The sequence below is a fragment of the Arsenophonus endosymbiont of Apis mellifera genome (assembly GCF_903968575.1).
Classification (GTDB): domain Bacteria; phylum Pseudomonadota; class Gammaproteobacteria; order Enterobacterales; family Enterobacteriaceae; genus Arsenophonus; species Arsenophonus apicola.
The window spans coordinates 88,641-106,421 of record NZ_CAJCFU010000052.1; the positions used below are offsets into that span (position 1 = coordinate 88,641).

The following is a 17,781-nucleotide window of genomic DNA, read 5'->3' on the forward strand; positions in this document are numbered from 1 at the left end:
TAACTTGCCAACAGTGTCATCACCAAAGATCGCGATTGTTTTCCATCTGACTGAATCAACTATGCTTTTTGATAAGTTATTTAACTTCAAGTATAGAGCTTTTGCTGATAATAAAAAGTAGTATTATGCTATTTTATGAGTAATTAGGAGGTCATGAAATATGCCATCATTTGATATAGTTTCTGAAATTGACATGCATGAAGTCTGTAATGCTGTTGAAAATGCGCAACGTGAATTAGCTAGTCGTTGGGATTTTCGCAATGTTGAAGCCAGTTTTGAATTAAATGAAAAGAATGAATCCATTAAAGTGACGAGTGTGTCCGACTTTCAAGTAAATCAATTAGTAGATATTTTACGCGAGAAATTAGCTAAACGTGGAATAGATGGTGCTGTTTCAAATATATCTGACGATATTGTTCATAGTGGGAAAACCTATAGCCTTGAGGCTTCATTATTACAAGGTATTGATTCGGTCATGGCAAAAAAGATCACTAAACTAATTAAAGAGAGTAAATTGAAAGTTCAAGCGCAAATTCAGGGGGAACAAGTGCGAGTAACCGGTAAGTCACGAAATGATTTACAATCTGTGATCACATTAGTGCGAGAGGCAGAACTTGGTCAACCCTTTCAATTTACTAATTTTCGTGACTAAATTTATCATTCCTGCTGTATATCTTACAGCAGGTAGTATGCTATTAGTTATTAATGATAGTTTCCAACTGCATCCGACTAATCATTTTTTTATCTATTTTAATGTAGGCGCTAAGCGCTTTAAGATCGAGCATTACTTCATGCACACCCGGTTCATTGATTAATTGAGTGTGTAGTAAATTAAAATCTTTGATTTTTTGGGGTAAAATTAAGCGAATACTACTGATATAAGCAGGTTGATGCATATTTAAGCTAATAAAAAACCAGCATGCACAAAGTATTAAGCCGGCCATAAAAACTAAGGAAGCGCCATTTAATTGAAAAAGCCATCCGCCTAAAATCCCGCCTAACGCAACGCCGAGAAACTGACTGGTTGAATAGAGCCCCATCGCGGTTCCTTTATATCCGGCAGGCGCTTCTTTACTAATAAGTGAAGGTAATAATGCCTCCATAACATTAAATGCAATAAAAAACAGTTGCAGACCAAGCACGATTAACCAAACCTGTTGATTAGAAAAACAAAACGTTAATTCAGATATAAATAAGATGCTAATACATAATAGGAAAACTTGTTTCATTCGCTGTTGCTTTTCAGCATAGATAACAAAAGGTAGAACCGTGATAAAAGCAATAAGTAAAGTGATTAAATATATTTTCCAATGTTGGTTAGTTGGTAGGCCTGAATCGATAAGCACTAACGGTAAAGCAACAAAATTTGCCATCAGCAGGGTATGTAAACAAAATATACCAAAATTAAGTTTAAGGAGTTGGCGATTATTAATGACTCTTTGGACACTATTTTTTATAAAATGTGTTTCACGATTAACCATATGGTATTGACAGTCAGGTATAACGAAACGAGTTATCAATATTCCACCCAAAGCAAGTAAGCTTATTCCCCAAAACAGACCATGGAGACCGATAGCATGAGTAATAATCGGGCCAAGAACAATCGCAATAGCAAAAGTGATACCAAAGCTTATTCCCATAAAAGCCATCGCTTTGGTTCTATTTTGCTCGCTAGTCAGATCGGAAAGTAATGCCATAATGGCAGCAGAAATGGCGCCTGCGCCTTGTAAAGCACGGCCAATAATAATACCCCAGATGGAATCTGTAATGGCTGCGATCACACTACCAGCAATAAAAATAAGCAAGCCGGCGATAATTAATTGCTTACGACCAAATCGGTCGGACATTAGACCAAAAGGGATTTGGCAGATTGCCTGACTTATACCATAAATGCCAATAGCCAGACCAAGTAATAATTCGTTAGCATCTTTTAGTTCAAGTCCGTAGCTTGTTAGTATGGGTAATACCATAAACATGCCTAGCATACGTAATGTGAATACTGCTCCTAACCCCCAGATTGCCTTTAATTCTCTTGGTGTCATTATACTGTTATTCATGGTTGATCTCTGAAACTTTAACAGTAGACATTGTAAAATGGTTTAATCGATTAGTTAATATATTTGTTGCGGAGGCATTAGCAAGCTATGAATAAAAAAGTAGGGAATTGGTTCGCATTTTAGCTATTTTAATCATTCAAGTAGTGGCAATTAGCTGCCACTATTTAAGGTAACTTATTATTTGAGATAGACAAAAGACTGTTTAGCGGTAACAGTTGGATCAATAGACATCATGACGCTGAGAGAAGTAATTGCCACGATAGAGAAAATAAACAATTTTCGTGCCCAAAGATGATCATCATTCTGATTTTTAAAACCAGAAACTGCCATACCAAGCCACCATAAACTCACCGCAGCAGCAACAATAAGATATTTGTAGCCGGCATAGCCGCTAATGGCGAGCATAATCGTGGCTACCATAAAAGCCAGGATATATAAAAAGATATGGGTTTTGGCGACGGAAATTCCTTTAATCACTGGTAGCACCGGAATATTGGCAGTTTGATAATCTTTGAAACGAAAAATAGCAATCGCATAAGAGTGTGGCATTTGCCATAAACTAAAAATCAATAGCAGAATCAATGCTCCCATATCAAATTGATCAGAAACAGCGCAGTAACCAATAACTGGCGGTGCAGCGCCGGATAAACTGCCTACTAGGGTGCCATAAACCGATTTACGTTTCATATAGAGGCTATAAATACCGACATAAATAACAAAGCCGATAACGGCAAGCAGAGCCGCTAAGGCATTGGTGGCAATATAGAGCAAAGCTATGCCAGCAATACCCAGTATGCTGGCATAAATTAGGCAAAATTTCGGATCAATAAGTCCTTTAACTAAAGGTCGATTTTTGGTTCTCTCCATCATTCGGTCGATATCTCGGTCGATATAGTTGTTAAAAACACAACCAGAAGCGACGACTAGAGATACGCCGAGTAATGTAGTCATAAATAGCGGGTAATCAATTATCCCTTTAGCCGCGAGCAGAAAACCGCCAATAACAGAAATTAGATTACCGAAAATAATACCTGGTTTGGTCACTTGTAGATATTGCTTCATCAGATCCACAACTCTTTAGTCGAGCATCATATTGATGTTCAGGTTATACATTATCCACAGAGAGCCAATAACAACAATGCCAATGATTAGCATCGTGAACAGGAAGGCAACAAGATTCCAACGGTCATCTGAAAAGGTATTCATATGTAAGAAACAGACAAGATGTACCAGGATCTGGGCAATTGCCGCACCAATAACGATCCACAGGATAGTGTCATGAGATGCAGGACTATTCATTACCATCCAAAACGGGACAACCGTTAAAATTATCGAGAGTATAAAGCCAATTAGATAGGTCTTCATACTGCCGTGGCTAGCACCAGAGTGCGGTGTATTGGTGTAACTCATGCAAGGGCCCCCAACAGATAAACAACGGTGAATACACAGATCCAAACAACATCTAAGAAGTGCCAAAAAAGACTTAAACAACTTAAACGAGTCTGATTGACGGCAGTGAGGCCATGACGTGAGATATGGATAATCATGATAATAATCCAGGCTAATCCAAAGCTTACATGAATACCGTGAGTACTAACTAGGGTGAAGAAAGCGGAAAGGAAAGCGCTGCGATCAGGCCCATAACCCTCAGCAATCAGCTCATGGAATTCGTAAATTTCCATGATAACAAAACCTAATCCGAGTAAAAAAGTAATCAGTAGCCATAACTTAACTAGATTTATTTTCTGCTTATACATCGCCAGCATCGCAAATCCATAAGTGATGCTACTAAACAATAACAGGAAGGTTTCGACCAATACAAAATTGAGGTTAAAAATATCCTTTCCTGTCGGGCCGCCGGCAGTACCATTAACTAGAACAACATAGGTAGCAAACAGGCAAGCAAACAGGATCAAATCACTCATTAAATAGATCCAAAAACCAAATACTTTTGTTGCGCCTATGTCATGATGCCCATGATTTTCATGGGCAATATGTTGATTAGTTATTGAATTAGTTGACATGGTGGATACCTGCTTTTTTCAGTTCATCGTAATGCTGATTTTCAATACGTTTAATTTCTTCAACAGGAACATAATAATCAACATTGTCATCAAAACTTTTACCAATCCAGGTGGCGATAACACCTGCAAAGCCAATAATCGCTAGCCACCAAATATGCCAGACCATAGCAAAACCGAAAATCAAACAAAAGGCTGAAATAATGATTCCGGCAGCAGTATTTTGAGGCATATGAATGGGTTCATATTTAGTTGGCTGTTTATATGCAATCCCTTTTTCTTTCATATCCCACCAAGCATCACGTGTATCAATTTGTGGCTCTTTAGCAAAGTTATAAAAAGGGGCCGGAGATGATGTTGACCATTCTAGTGTACGACCACCCCATGGGTCGCCGGTGATATCGCGATTTTTGTGGCGATCGCGAATACTGACAATTATTTGTATGAGTTGGCAGAAAATCCCGATAGCAATTAGAGCCGCACCGAGTGAAGCGATCATCAGCATCGGATGATATTGTGGATCAATGTTTTGACTTAAACGACGAGTCATGCCCATGAAACCCAGTATATAAAGTGGCATAAAGGCAATAAAGAAACCACTGATCCAAAACCAGAAAGCACGAACGCCCCATTTTTCATTCAATGTGAAACCAAAAGCTTTCGGGAACCAGTAGGTCATACCGGCAAAGCAGCCAAAAACAACCCCGCCGATAATCACATTATGGAAATGGGCAATCAGGAATAAACTATTATGCAGCACAAAATTTGCGCCGGGAACCGCCAGTAGTACACCCGTCATCCCACCAATAGAGAAGGTAATAATAAAGCCAATCGTCCAGAGCATCGGTGTTTTGAATTCGATACGGCCATGGTACATGGTAAATAACCAATTGAATATTTTGACTCCAGTTGGAATAGCAATAATCATGGTAGCTATACCAAAGAAGGCATTAACGTTGGCGCCGCTGCCCATGGTAAAGAAGTGGTGTAACCAGACAACAAACGACATTACGGTAATAACAATGGTTGCCCAAACCAGAGACGTATAACCGAATAAACGTTTTTTGGTGAAAGTGGCGGTAACTTCCGAAAATACGCCAAAAACAGGTAACACAAGTATATAAACTTCAGGATGTCCCCAAGCCCAGACCAAATTGATATACATCATCATATTGCCGCCCATATCATTAGTGAAGAAATGGGTGCCTAAATATCGGTCAAGTGTGAGGAGTGCGATGGTAACGGTTAGGATAGGGAATGCGGCAATAATCAGAACATTAGTACAAAGCGCGGTCCAGGTAAAAACAGGCATTTTCATCATTGACATGCCAGGTGCTCGCATTCGAAGAATAGTTGCAAAAAAGTTTATTCCGGTTAGCGTCGTGCCAATGCCTGATATTTGTAAACTCCAAATCCAGTAATCTACCCCGACACCAGGATTGTATTCCTTACCTGATAATGGGGGATAAGCTAGCCAGCCGGTCTGTGCAAATTCACCAATACCTAATGACAGATTAATCAAGATAACGCCAACAACAAATAACCAAAGACTGAGAGAATTTAAAAAAGGAAAGGCGACATCGCGAGCACCAATTTGCAATGGTACGACCAAATTCATTAAGCCAACCACGAAAGGTGTTGCCATGAAAAAAATCATGATCACACCGTGAGCGGTGAAAATTTGATCATAATGATGCGGTGGCAAAAAACCGGCTTCTCCAGCTGATGCTAATGCTTGTTGGCCTCGCATCATAATTGCATCGGCAAAACCGCGAAGTAGCATGACCATGGCAACGATAATATACATAATGCCAATTTTTTTATGATCGACACTGGTTAGCCATTCACTCCACAGCCACTTCCATTTACCGAAATAGGTGATAACTCCTAAAATAGCGATACCCGCTAATAAAATACAGATCACAGTGACGACAATAATTGGCTCGTGAATCGGGATTGCATCGAGCGTTAATTTACCCAACATACTATTTATTCCTTAGCATCGACATGAGCAGAATGGTTCATATGCATTGATTGATTGCCAGACATTTCATGTACGGTTTTGTTAGCATGATTGATATGATGTTCATGGCCGAATTTTAATATCAGTTCTTCATAGAGATTTGGTTTTACGCTTGAAAAATAGGTAACAGGAACATTGTGGCTAGGTTTAGCCAATAGGTTAAATGTTGCCATGCTATCTAGTTTTTTGGGAGATGCTTTTACTTTTTGTACCCATTTATCAAAACTTGCCGTATCAGGCGTTGCAATGACATTAAATTTCATGTCTGAAAAGCCATGACCGCTATAAGTTGCTGAAAAGCCTTTATAGGTACCAGGTTCATTAGCAATTAAGTGAAGCTTAGTTTGCATACCGGCCATCGCATAAATTTGGCCACCAAGGGCGGGAATAAAAAAGGAATTCATTACTGACTCGGCTGTCACTTTGAAGTTAATTGGCACGCCGACAGGAATTGCAATTTCATTAACGGTAGCAATATTTTCTTCTGGGTAGATAAATACCCATTTCCAATCGGTTGAAATGACCTGAATGGTAATAGGTTTTTTATCGCTTTCTAATGGTTTATAGGGATCCAGTTGATGGGTGGTTTTCCAGGTAATTACGGCAAGAATGATGATAATGATGATAGGAACTGTCCAACAAACTAACTCGATTTTATTTGAGTGAGCCCAGTCTGGCCGGTAGGTTGCCTGTTTGTTGCTTGCTCGATATTTTCTGGCGAAGATAATCGCCATAAAAATGACTGGAATGACAACAATTAACATTAAACCAAGCGCAGTCAGTATTAGTTTTTTTTGCTCGATACCAATGGCGCCCTTGGGATCCATTAATACCATATCGCAACCAGTTAGCAGGTAAACAATAGCAAGCAGTGAGATGACTCCAATACTGCCTTTATATTTTATAAGTCTCATTTAGCGACCCCAAATGACAAAGATGGTTATTGTCGTTTTGTTCAGTGTGGGCATTTTACGGTAAGGTTATATTAGTGTAAACAATTGTAAGGCGCACAAATATAATTGTTATTACTTTCTGTTAAAGTGATCACATGTAAAATTGAATTTATTATAGAACGGTTTTCATGATTATTTTGCTGTTAACAGTTATTTACATTAAATGATTTTATTATTAATAAAAAGAAGTAGATAAAAGGAAGTGGCCGTGTGATATTATAAGTTGAAAATTAATTATCATGCTAAATAGCGGTTAATTTTTTTGATGCATGTTATTTAGCATTAGTAAAAAATAGCATTTATTATCAAATATACTGTCTTTACGTTAGCTTACGCAATTAAAAATTGTATTTGATGGTATAAATGATCCCATCGTGATAAAAATCATCCCCAAGCTTGTTATCGGCATAACGATATTGAATACCCGCAGATAAAGTTTCAAATGGCGTCCACCATAAGGCAATAGCGCCATTAACCCCTTCTTTTCCGCCATTGCCATAGCGTTTTGCGCGATTAAATTCCATTTCATGCCAATTAGTGATAGAAAAATTTTGTGACCACAATTGGAAACTATAGCCAGCGACCCAACCAATGACATAACCATTGTTACCAGAATAGAAGCTTTGATCAACATAATGTAAGGCTAAAAAGGGTTTTAGCCAAAAATTGCCGCGTGAGAAATTGTAGCCAAAACCATAAAGTGTGTTAATTTCGTGGAAATTACCTCCATATTTATAGCCGGGTAAGGACCAAATACCATAAAGATGTCCATAGAGGTTAAAGCCACTGTTACCTAAGTAAAAACGACCTGTGGTTTTAACGGCATAGCGTTGATTTCTGCTGGGCTCAGTTTTACGCGGATGAAATGGATTCTCAACGTCAAAGAAACCATAAAGTTCACCCCAATTAAAGTTAGCGCCTCCTTCCAGTTCAAAATAGGCAAAATCTTTTTTGCGGGTAGAGTGAGCAGATTTATTTGCTGCTCGTTGTGACCAGTCAAAATAATTTAGACTAACATTAGCAAAACCATTTTGATAACCCACAGGGTTTTCTGTTGTGGTACTAGCCATGGTAAACGGAGTTAGCGAGGTCAATATTGTAATAGGTAAAAACTTTTTACTCATAAATTTGTTAACTTAATTTTAAATAAATTTAAACGCATTTTAATACAATGCAATGGGAAAGTGAAAGTCGCGAGATGATAGAGCTTGTTTTGGTAAATAGAAATAGGATCTTATTGATAGAGTGATAGAGATCACTCGGTATCAATAATTATTTTTTAGCAGTCAACAATAAATAATTTATATAAATATTATGATTTTAACTATCTGTATTTATTAATATATTCTAAATGTTATTATTGTATTGTTTAGGTATTTCTGTTTTACGTATTGCCAGATAATCCAGAATTCCGCCTAAAATAAAACCAACCGTACCCATTATTATACTTAAACTAATTAGTTGCTCTTTATAGATTAACATTTTTAGCCATAGCTCAATATGTTGGGTAAATAGATAAATTTGGCAGGCGGAAAAATAACAAGCAACTGTTATTATTAGCCAAAATATAAATATACCTGCTGATATGGCAAGACACATAATAGCTAATTTATATGATTGTTTAAAATAAGTTCGACGCATAAATTGGCCAGTTTGTTGGATATAAGATAAAGAGGGTTTGCATATCAATAATAAAAAATACTCGGCAATGAAATAACGATAGAGATAAGATAAAAAGCAGGCCAATCATATTTACTTACTAATGCGCTTGCTATGGGGCCCACATAAACACGTCCTATGGCAGATAAAGCCGACAGTAAGGCAAATTGAGTTGCAGAAAGAGAATGATTGCAAAGCGTCATAAGTAGTGCGACAAAAGCGGCCGTTCCCATGCCAGAGAAGATATTTTCAATAAAGATAACACTACTGGTAGTATAAATATTGGCCGGTGTTACTGCCAAAAACCAATAACCAAAATTAGAAATAGCCTGTAAAATAGCGAAAATAAGTAAGGCTTTAAATAAGGACATTTTTTGCATAACATAACCGCCATATAAAGCGCCAATAATAGTTGCAAATAGTCCAAAAGTTTTATTAATAGTGCCAACCTCACCCAGAGAAAAACCAAGTTTATTTAATAGAAAATTGGTACTTAGCGCCATAACAAATGCATCACCCATTTTATAGAAAATGATCAACAACAAGCTGATCCAGGCATTATTACGACTAAAAAATTCTACGAAGGGTTCATAGATAGCTTCGTAGAGTGTTTTGGGTGGTGAGGATTTTATTAGCGGTTCTTTGGCGGATAGTGTTGCGTAGACACCAATTAGCATTAAGCTGGCCATAAGTAGATAGAGTTGCTGCCAAGTAACAAAATGATCCACCAACCATAAGGCTAGTCCGCCAGAAACCAACATACTAATACGATATCCCATAACAGATATTGCTGCGCCAGCACCGCGCTCTTCTGCCGACAATAAATCGGTTTTATAAGCATCAAAAACAATATCTTGGGATGCAGAGCAGAAAGCGACAAGCACTGCAACTGCTGCCAAGTACCAAAGATGTTCCTTTGGGTTCATAAATCCCATCGCCGCAATACTGATAATCAGCAAAATCTGCGTGGTTAATAACCAACCACGACGACGACCTAACCACGGTAGGGTATAGCGATCCATTAAGGGTGACCAAAGAAACTTTAATACATAAGCTTGGCCAACTAATGAAAAAAAACCGATCGTTTTAATATCAATATTTTCGACGGTTAGCCAGGCTTGTAAAGTTCTTGCGGTAAGTGCCAGGGGCAATCCTGACACAAAACCTAACAAAAGCAGCACTCGGGAACGATGTTGGGTAAAAACGGTCAGGTAGTTTTTTTTCATAGTCGTCCTGTTACTCTGTTATTGTTAGACAGAGCTATTGCTGGCAATACACTTATTAATACGCTTTACCATTCATTGTGCGTTGCGTTTAATAAACTGGCTTGTTTCAGGATCATTGGCCATATCAGCAATAATGTCGCTTAACGCTTTATTGATAGCACTAGCAATTTTTTCGTTACTGGCATCAAGCGGCCCTTGTTCGTTATAGCTACGTGTATAGGTACGCGTACTGGTTGAGCCGTTAGATGCCATAGCGACGACACTGATCGCCACATCGACAGTGATATTGTGACGTAAACTACCTTCTTGTACATCGGCATACAGCTTATTTAGAACAATTTGCAAGTTAATATTAGCCGGTGCGCTAATCGTATAGCCTCTGGCAATCATCTGCTTTTCTAATGCTTCCTGTAATAGATAGCGTAAATCGCGAGAGGGCTTTAATACGGCTAGTGACGCATTACGATTAACTTCGGCAAGTGCCGTTGAGCTTCGTTTATCAAGGCTAGTAATATTAATTGAAACTGCTCTTATCGTCGGATCTTGAGCTGGCAGTGTAATATTTGGAGCGATAGATAGGGTATTACTTGGGGCAACACATCCCATTAAAGCCAATGAAATTAACAGAGCAATGATTAGACAAAAGGTGTTTTTTAACATATTTTCTCATACCTATTTTGGAATTACTTGATTTAATCGTTACCATATTTTGGAATTTTACTGCTAGTATGCCAGAAAGTTATCGGCATTTGATGAAATAACCCCCTAAAAAGTTTGCCTGGATGATGCTTTAATCGTAATTTAGTAAAATATGATCCTATTGCTAACCGATATTGGCTGAATCGCAGTCAGTAATAATAAAAAAAGCTTACTTAGTAAATTAAATTGAAAGAGTCTATTAATATGGTAACTAAACCTATGCAAACCATGTGTAAGCAAATTGAAAAAAAACTTAAATGCGCTTTTTCTCCACTATATTTGTTGGTATTAGATGAAAGTGATCAACATAATGTTCCGCAAGGTTCGGAAAGTCACTTTAAAGTTATTTTAGTGACAGAAAAATTTGCAGCACAAAGGATGGTTGCTCGTCACCAGGCTGTTTATCAATTATTAGCAGATGAATTATCCAATTGTATTCATGCATTGGCATTACATACATATACCCCAATTGAGTGGCAACAACGCCAACAGACAGCCTTTCCTTCACCAGCTTGCCGTGGTGGAGAGTAGATCAAACTAGGTAAACAATAGATAATTATGCTGGTTTACCCCCGCTATTAGCTGACAATAATTGCTAATATAAAATACTGCTATCGTTTTTGGCTTATACCGTATTAGATATAGCAATTTTAGTGCGTTTACTATTTATTATTCACCTTTTCTCGACTCACCCCTTATGCATCTGTATAATGTCGCGTCTAATTTTCTATAAGGTTTCGGAACACTTCTACTTATCAGGGGTCCTCAAAAATAGAGGGTAAACCCGGGTTTCGGGAGCCGTGTGTTGTCAGAGCAAGTGCTTGATAACATTCACTCTGGAGTTGACCGAGTACTAAGATTCTTTTGAGGTAACAAGATGCAAGTTTCTGTTGAAACAACTCAAGGCCTGGGGCGTCGTGTAACAATTACCGTTCCTAATGCTGATATTGAAAAAGCGGTGAATAGTGAACTTATTAATGTAGCAAAAAAAGTGCGCATTGATGGTTTTCGTAAAGGCAAAGTGCCAATGAATATCGTTAAGCAACGTTATGGTACTTCTGTATTACAGGATGTGCTGGGCGATTTAATGCAACGTAATTTTGTCAGTGCAATCATAGAACAAAAAATTAATCCAGCTGGGGCACCAAAATATCAACCTGAACAGTTTAAAACGGGTGAAGATTTTACCTATACTGTTGAATTTGAAGTCTATCCAGAAATTGAGCTAAAAGGTTTAGAAAATATCAAGGTTGAAAAGCCTATTGTTGCGGTAAAAGATGAAGATGTTGACACCATGTTGGAAACATTACGCAAGCAACAAGCAACTTGGCAAGAGACAAAAGAGAAAGTTGGCGCTGATGCGCGAGTGACTATCGATTTTAAAGGCACAATTGATGGTGAAGCGTTCGAAGGCGGTAATGCAAGCGATTTTGTGTTGGTAATGGGTGAAGGTCGTATGATACCTGGTTTTGAAGATGGTATTATGGGGCGCCAAGCAGGTGAGGAATTTACCATCGATGTCAATTTCCCAGCCGATTATCACGCCGAGAATTTAAAAGGTAAAGCAGCTAATTTTGCTATCACTTTGAAGAAAGTGGAACAACGGATATTACCAGAACTGACCGAAGAATTTATCAAACAATTTGGTGTTCCTGATGGTTCAATGGCGAGTTTACGTGCAGAAGTGCGCAAAAATATGGAGCGTGAACTGAAAACGGCTGTTCGTAATCGAATTAAAAGCCAAGTACTTGATGGTTTAGTCAAGGAAAACGAAATTGAGGTGCCTGCTGCTGTTGTTGACAGTGAAATAAATGTACTACGTCGACAAGCTGCACAACGTTTTGGTGGTAATGAAAAACAAGCGTTAGAATTACCACGTGAAATATTTGAAGAGCAAGCTAAACATCGCGTCATTGTTGGTTTACTATTAGGTGAAGTTATTAATAAAAACTCGCTCACTGCAGATGATGCTCGCGTAAAATCACTGATTGAAGAGATGGCTTCAGCTTATGAAGATCCGGCTGAAGTGATCGAATACTACAGCAAAAATAAAGAGTTAATGGATAGTGTGCGTAATCTGGCGCTAGAAGAACAGGCCATTGAAATATTATTAGAAAAAGCGCAAGTAACAGATAAAGAAACTCAATTCCAAGAGTTGATGAATCAGGCTCAGATGAGGTAGTTTCTGAGTAGTGAAACGTTATTATCTGGTTTTGTGAAAACCCGTAGTTTTTATGCTGCGGGTTTTTTATCGTTAAAAAACTTTTCTTTTTTCTTGAAAAAAGAAAAGAATAACCCCAGATAATTTTCTATATTGTTGTATGACTTTCTTCATAAGGGAGAATATCCCTTTGTGAATAATGGTTAAGTTTGTAATTATAGTCATTCTTATTTATCTCAAGTAGAATTAGATAGATTGGGCACCATAAAGCGTTTAATTAGGAGATGGAAATGTCATATCATAATAATCAAGATCAACTTGCGCCGCGTATGGCATTGGTGCCAATGGTAATCGAACAGACTTCACGCGGTGAACGTTCTTATGATATTTATTCGCGCCTACTTAAAGAAAGAATTATTTTTTTAACTGGCCAGGTTGAAGATCACATGGCAAATTTAGTGGTTGCTCAAATGCTGTTTTTAGAAGCTGAAAACCCGGATAAAGACATCCATCTTTATATTAATTCACCGGGTGGAGTTATCACAGCAGGTATGTCAATTTATGACACAATGCAATTCATTAAACCTGACGTTAGTACAATTTGTATGGGACAAGCCTGTTCAATGGGCGCTTTTCTGCTTACAGCTGGTGCTAAAGGAAAACGTTATTGTTTGCCCAATTCTCGTGTCATGATCCACCAACCTTTAGGCGGGTTTCAAGGACAAGCGTCTGATATCGAAATTCACGCCAAAGAGATTTTAAAAATTAAATCGCGTATGAATGAATTAATGGCTAAGCATACGGGTAAAAAAATAAAAGAGGTTGAGAACGATACCGAACGGGATCGTTTTTTAACTGCAGAGGAAGCAGTTAGTTATGGTTTGGTAGATAAAATTTATACTAATCGTAATTAATTTACATAAATGTATGGCATGCCTGATATAGTTATATACATGATTAATTAGTAACAATTTTCTGTTACCTTTTTAAAATTAGGGTAATGGTTAAAAAAGTGAGGTTATCTGAATGACAGATAAACGCAAAGAGAGTTCAGGAAAGTTGCTGTACTGCTCCTTCTGCGGAAAAAGCCAGCATGAAGTTCGTAAATTAATTGCTGGTCCGTCAGTTTATATCTGTGATGAGTGTGTTGAGCTCTGTAACGATATTATTCGAGAAGAAGTTAAAGAGATTGCGCCACATCGCGAGCGCAGCGCATTACCGACACCCCATGAAATTCGTCATCATCTGGATGATTATGTTATTGGCCAAGAAAATGCTAAGAAAGTATTGGCGGTAGCCGTTTATAACCATTATAAACGCCTACGTAATGTTTCTAACGAAGGAATGAATGGTGAAGGGGTAGAGCTAGGTAAAAGTAATATTTTGCTTATTGGGCCGACAGGTAGTGGTAAAACGCTATTAGCTGAAACTTTGGCTCGCTATCTAGATGTCCCATTTACCATGGCTGATGCGACAACATTAACGGAAGCGGGTTATGTTGGTGAAGATGTTGAAAATATTATTCAGAAACTTCTACAAAAATGTGACTATGATGTAGAGAAAGCACAGCGTGGTATCGTCTATATTGACGAAATAGACAAAATATCTCGTAAGTCGGACAATCCGTCAATTACGCGAGATGTTTCAGGGGAAGGGGTTCAGCAAGCTTTACTTAAGCTTATCGAAGGTACAATTGCTGCGGTGCCGCCTCAAGGAGGCCGTAAACATCCACAACAAGAATTTTTGCAAGTTGATACTTCTAAAATTTTATTTATTTGTGGTGGAGCTTTTGCAGGTCTTGATAAAGTGATTGGACAACGGTTAAATACACGTTCAGGCATTGGTTTCTCCGCTGAGGTGAAAAGCGAATCTGAGCGGGCGACTGAAGGTGAGTTGCTTTCTCAAGTGGAACCAGAAGATTTAATTAAGTTTGGTTTGATTCCTGAGTTTATTGGTCGTTTACCTGTCGTAGCTACTTTAGGTGAATTAAGTGAAGAGGCATTAATTCAGATTCTGAAAGAGCCTAAAAATGCGTTGACTAAACAATATCAAGCCCTTTTTGAACTTGAAGGTGTTAATCTGGAATTTCGTGAAGAAGCATTGAAAGCAATTGCAAAAAAAGCCATGTCGAGAAAAACAGGAGCACGTGGTTTACGCTCTATTGTGGAAGGCGCTTTACTAGAAACTATGTATGATTTGCCGTCAATGGAGCATGTTGAGAAGGTAGTGATTGATGAAATGGTGGTTGCCGGTCAATCAGAACCCTTGGTGATTTATAGTCAGCCTGATATTCAAGCATCCGGTGAAAAATAAATCGCAATGCTTTTTTTGATTGAATTGTATAATGCAAAATGAGGGATTTCCCTCATTTTGTGTTTAATAGCAAATCAGGCTATTGAATGTCAAAATCTTGTCCCCATATATCTTTATATTTGAACTGAGGTTTCTCAAAACTTTTAAGGAAACCCTAAAATTGGCATAAGCTAAACGAAGAGAGAACCTTATGAATCTTGAGCGTTCCGAACGCATTGAAATTCCCGTACTGCCTCTGCGTGATGTCGTGGTTTATCCACATATGGTGATCCCATTATTTGTTGGCCGTGAGAAATCGATTCACTGTCTTGAAGCCGCAATGGATCATAATAAGCAGGTCATGTTGGTGGCTCAAAAAGAAGCGTCTACTGACGAGCCAAGTGTAAATGATCTTTTTTCTGTAGGGACAGTTGCTTCTGTTTTGCAGATGCTAAAACTACCAGATGGTACTGTTAAAGTATTAGTTGAAGGTTTGCGGCGGGCAAAAATCACAACGCTAACAGATAATGGAGAATATTTCATTGCACAGGCTGAGTATTTTAGTTCTCCAACTGTTGATGAAAAAGAGCAAGAAGTCCTAAATCGGACAACCATTAATCAGTTTGAAGGCTATATTAAATTAAATAAAAAGATCCCACCTGAAGTATTAACATCATTGCATTCTATTGAACAATCGGACAAATTGGCTGATACAATTGCTTCCCATATGCCGTTAAAATTAGCGGATAAACAGCGTGTATTAGAAATGGCGGATGTGGTTGAGCGCCTTGAATATTTGATGGCAATGATGGAATCTGAAATTGATTTACTGCAAGTTGAAAAACGTATTCGTAATCGCGTTAAAAAGCAGATGGAGAAAAGTCAGCGCGAATACTATTTGAATGAGCAGATGAAAGCAATTCAGAAAGAATTAGGTGAGATGGAAGATGCGCCTGATGAATATGAAATGTTCAAACGCAAAATTGAAGAAGTCAAAATGCCGAAGGAAGCTCGGCAAAAAGCGGAAGCAGAATTACAAAAATTGAAAATGATGTCACCGATGTCTGCTGAAGCGACAGTTTTACGGAGCTATATTGATTGGATGGTGCAAGTCCCGTGGAATGCTCGTAGTAAAGTTAAAAAAGATTTAGTGAAAGCTCAGGAGACATTGGATAGCGATCATTATGGTTTAGAACGCGTTAAGGAACGTATTCTTGAATATTTAGCTGTACAGAGTCGCGTGAGTAAAATTAAAGGACCCATTTTATGTTTAGTGGGGCCGCCTGGTGTTGGTAAGACATCATTGGGTCAATCAATTGCTAAAGCAACAGGGCGTAAATATATTCGTATGGCACTCGGAGGTGTCCGTGATGAGGCCGAAATTCGTGGACATAGAAGAACTTATATTGGCTCCATGCCGGGAAAACTCATTCAAAAGATGGCAAAAGTGGGTGTTAAGAACCCCTTATTTTTGTTAGATGAAATTGACAAAATGTCCTCGGATATGCGTGGTGATCCGGCATCAGCTTTACTTGAAGTACTCGATCCAGAACAAAATGTTGCGTTTAATGATCACTATCTAGAAGTGGATTATGACCTTTCTGATGTTATGTTCGTTGCAACTTCAAACTCAATGAACATTCCAGCACCCTTATTAGACCGGATGGAAGTGATTCGTCTTTCTGGTTATACCGAAGATGAAAAACTCAATATTGCAAAAAAACATTTGTTGCCAAAACAAATCCAACGAAATGCCCTGAAAAAAGGTGAGCTTACGATCGACGATAGCGCAATTATTGGTATTATTCGTTATTATACCCGCGAGGCTGGTGTCCGTGGTTTAGAACGGGAAATTTCCAAATTATGTCGTAAAGCCGTAAAAGCACTACTGATGGATAAATCATTAAAACACCTTGTCATTAATGATGATAATCTAAAAGACTATCTTGGTGTGCGTAAAGTGGATTACGGTCGTGCAGATACTGAAAATCGTATTGGTCAAGTGACTGGTTTGGCTTGGACAGAAGTTGGTGGCGATTTATTAACTATTGAAACGGCATGTGTACCGGGCAAAGGTAAACTCACTTACACCGGCTCGTTAGGTGAGGTTATGCAAGAATCGATTCAAACTGCGTTAACTGCAGTGCGAGCGAGAGCCGAAAAGTTAGGTATTAATGCTGATTTCTACGAAAAGCGGGATATTCATGTGCATGTACCAGAGGGTGCAACGCCAAAAGATGGCCCCAGTGCAGGAATTGCGATGTGCACAGCGTTAGTTTCTTGTTTGACCGGTAATCCTGTAAGAGCAGATGTCGCGATGACAGGTGAGATAACATTACGTGGGTTAGTGTTACCTATTGGTGGTTTAAAAGAAAAATTGTTAGCGGCTCACCGTGGTGGAATCAAAATTGTGTTAATTCCCGATGAAAATCGTCGTGATTTGGAAGAAATACCTCAAAATGTTATCGCAAATTTAAAAATTTACCCGGTAAAAACCATTGAAGAGGTTTTTTCTATTGCATTACAAAATCCCCCTTTTGGGATGGAGATAGTGAACAAAAAATGTTCTTAATGCACTGATTTAAATTAAAAATTTTATATAAAATTAAAGCTGATAAATCTTAAATGGTTTATCAGTTTTTTTTATCGACTAAATAATTTCAGTAAACAAATCTATAATTATTTGGCTG

14 protein-coding genes and 1 pseudogene are annotated in these 17,781 nt (G+C 38.2%); 6 read left to right on the top strand and 9 right to left on the bottom strand.

The genetic code is table 11. The annotated features are described in order from the left end of the window. Positions 1-160 precede the first annotated feature (160 nt). On the top strand, positions 161-652 hold the full coding sequence (locus tag H1X92_RS07990; RefSeq protein ID WP_180559651.1) for a YajQ family cyclic di-GMP-binding protein: 492 nt from the start codon (positions 161-163) through the stop codon (positions 650-652). Positions 653-695: 43 nt separating this feature from the next. Here the strand turns inward: H1X92_RS07990 and H1X92_RS07995 are convergent, their stop codons facing one another. The 9 genes and pseudogenes from H1X92_RS07995 to H1X92_RS08035 all read right to left on the bottom strand — a co-directional run bounded on the left by H1X92_RS07995 (position 696) and on the right by H1X92_RS08035 (position 10,599). Next, positions 696-2,057 (bottom strand): MFS transporter, encoded by a 1,362-nt coding sequence (locus H1X92_RS07995; RefSeq protein ID WP_180559652.1) that lies wholly within the window; start codon positions 2,055-2,057, stop codon positions 696-698. A 177-nt stretch (positions 2,058-2,234) separates the two neighbouring features. Then, entirely contained in the window at positions 2,235-3,122 is an 888-nt protein-coding gene (gene cyoE, locus H1X92_RS08000; protein ID WP_180559716.1) for a heme o synthase, read from the bottom strand. A gap of 12 nt (positions 3,123-3,134) precedes the next feature. Continuing rightward, complete coding sequence (locus H1X92_RS08005) at positions 3,135-3,467, bottom strand: cytochrome o ubiquinol oxidase subunit IV (RefSeq protein WP_180559653.1); 333 nt, start codon at positions 3,465-3,467, stop codon at positions 3,135-3,137. After that, on the bottom strand, positions 3,464-4,081 hold the full coding sequence (locus tag H1X92_RS08010; protein WP_180559654.1) for a cytochrome o ubiquinol oxidase subunit III: 618 nt from the start codon (positions 4,079-4,081) through the stop codon (positions 3,464-3,466). The genes H1X92_RS08005 and H1X92_RS08010 overlap by 4 nt, the downstream gene beginning before the upstream one ends. After that, entirely contained in the window at positions 4,071-6,062 is a 1,992-nt protein-coding gene (gene cyoB / locus H1X92_RS08015) for a cytochrome o ubiquinol oxidase subunit I (RefSeq protein WP_180559655.1), read from the bottom strand. Before cyoB ends, H1X92_RS08010 begins: the two co-directional genes overlap by 11 nt. 5 nt (positions 6,063-6,067) lie before the next feature. Then, positions 6,068-7,015 carry a cytochrome o ubiquinol oxidase subunit II gene (gene cyoA, locus H1X92_RS08020; protein WP_180559656.1) on the bottom strand — a complete coding sequence of 316 codons (948 nt, stop codon included), beginning with the start codon at positions 7,013-7,015 and terminating at the stop codon, positions 6,068-6,070. Positions 7,016-7,392: 377 nt separating this feature from the next. Continuing rightward, the gene (locus H1X92_RS08025) at positions 7,393-8,178 is read right to left on the bottom strand and encodes a nucleoside-specific channel-forming Tsx family protein (RefSeq protein ID WP_180559657.1); all 786 of its coding nucleotides are present in this window, start codon (positions 8,176-8,178) and stop codon (positions 7,393-7,395) included. A 223-nt stretch (positions 8,179-8,401) separates the two neighbouring features. Beyond that, positions 8,402-9,939: pseudogene (gene ampG, locus H1X92_RS08030) on the bottom strand (muropeptide MFS transporter AmpG). A gap of 72 nt (positions 9,940-10,011) precedes the next feature. Next, on the bottom strand, positions 10,012-10,599 hold the full coding sequence (locus tag H1X92_RS08035) for a YajG family lipoprotein (protein ID WP_180559658.1): 588 nt from the start codon (positions 10,597-10,599) through the stop codon (positions 10,012-10,014). Between the two features lie 267 nt (positions 10,600-10,866). Between H1X92_RS08035 and bolA the strand changes: the two genes are divergently transcribed. The 5 genes from bolA (at position 10,867) to lon (ending at position 17,663) form a co-directional block, all read left to right on the top strand. Further along, the gene (bolA, locus tag H1X92_RS08040; protein ID WP_225507534.1) at positions 10,867-11,169 is read left to right on the top strand and encodes a transcriptional regulator BolA; all 303 of its coding nucleotides are present in this window, start codon (positions 10,867-10,869) and stop codon (positions 11,167-11,169) included. A gap of 346 nt (positions 11,170-11,515) precedes the next feature. Continuing rightward, positions 11,516-12,820 carry a trigger factor gene (gene tig / locus H1X92_RS08045; protein WP_180559659.1) on the top strand — a complete coding sequence of 435 codons (1,305 nt, stop codon included), beginning with the start codon at positions 11,516-11,518 and terminating at the stop codon, positions 12,818-12,820. A gap of 269 nt (positions 12,821-13,089) precedes the next feature. After that, on the top strand, positions 13,090-13,713 hold the full coding sequence (gene clpP, locus H1X92_RS08050) for an ATP-dependent Clp endopeptidase proteolytic subunit ClpP (protein WP_180559660.1): 624 nt from the start codon (positions 13,090-13,092) through the stop codon (positions 13,711-13,713). A gap of 112 nt (positions 13,714-13,825) precedes the next feature. Then, a complete protein-coding gene (gene clpX, locus H1X92_RS08055) occupies positions 13,826-15,112 on the top strand; it encodes an ATP-dependent protease ATP-binding subunit ClpX (RefSeq protein WP_180559661.1) in 1,287 nt (428 codons plus the stop codon). A gap of 190 nt (positions 15,113-15,302) precedes the next feature. Next, positions 15,303-17,663: an endopeptidase La gene (gene lon / locus H1X92_RS08060; RefSeq protein ID WP_180559662.1), complete on the top strand. Its 2,361-nt coding sequence runs from the start codon at positions 15,303-15,305 to the stop codon at positions 17,661-17,663. The last annotated feature ends 118 nt before the right edge of the window (positions 17,664-17,781 follow it).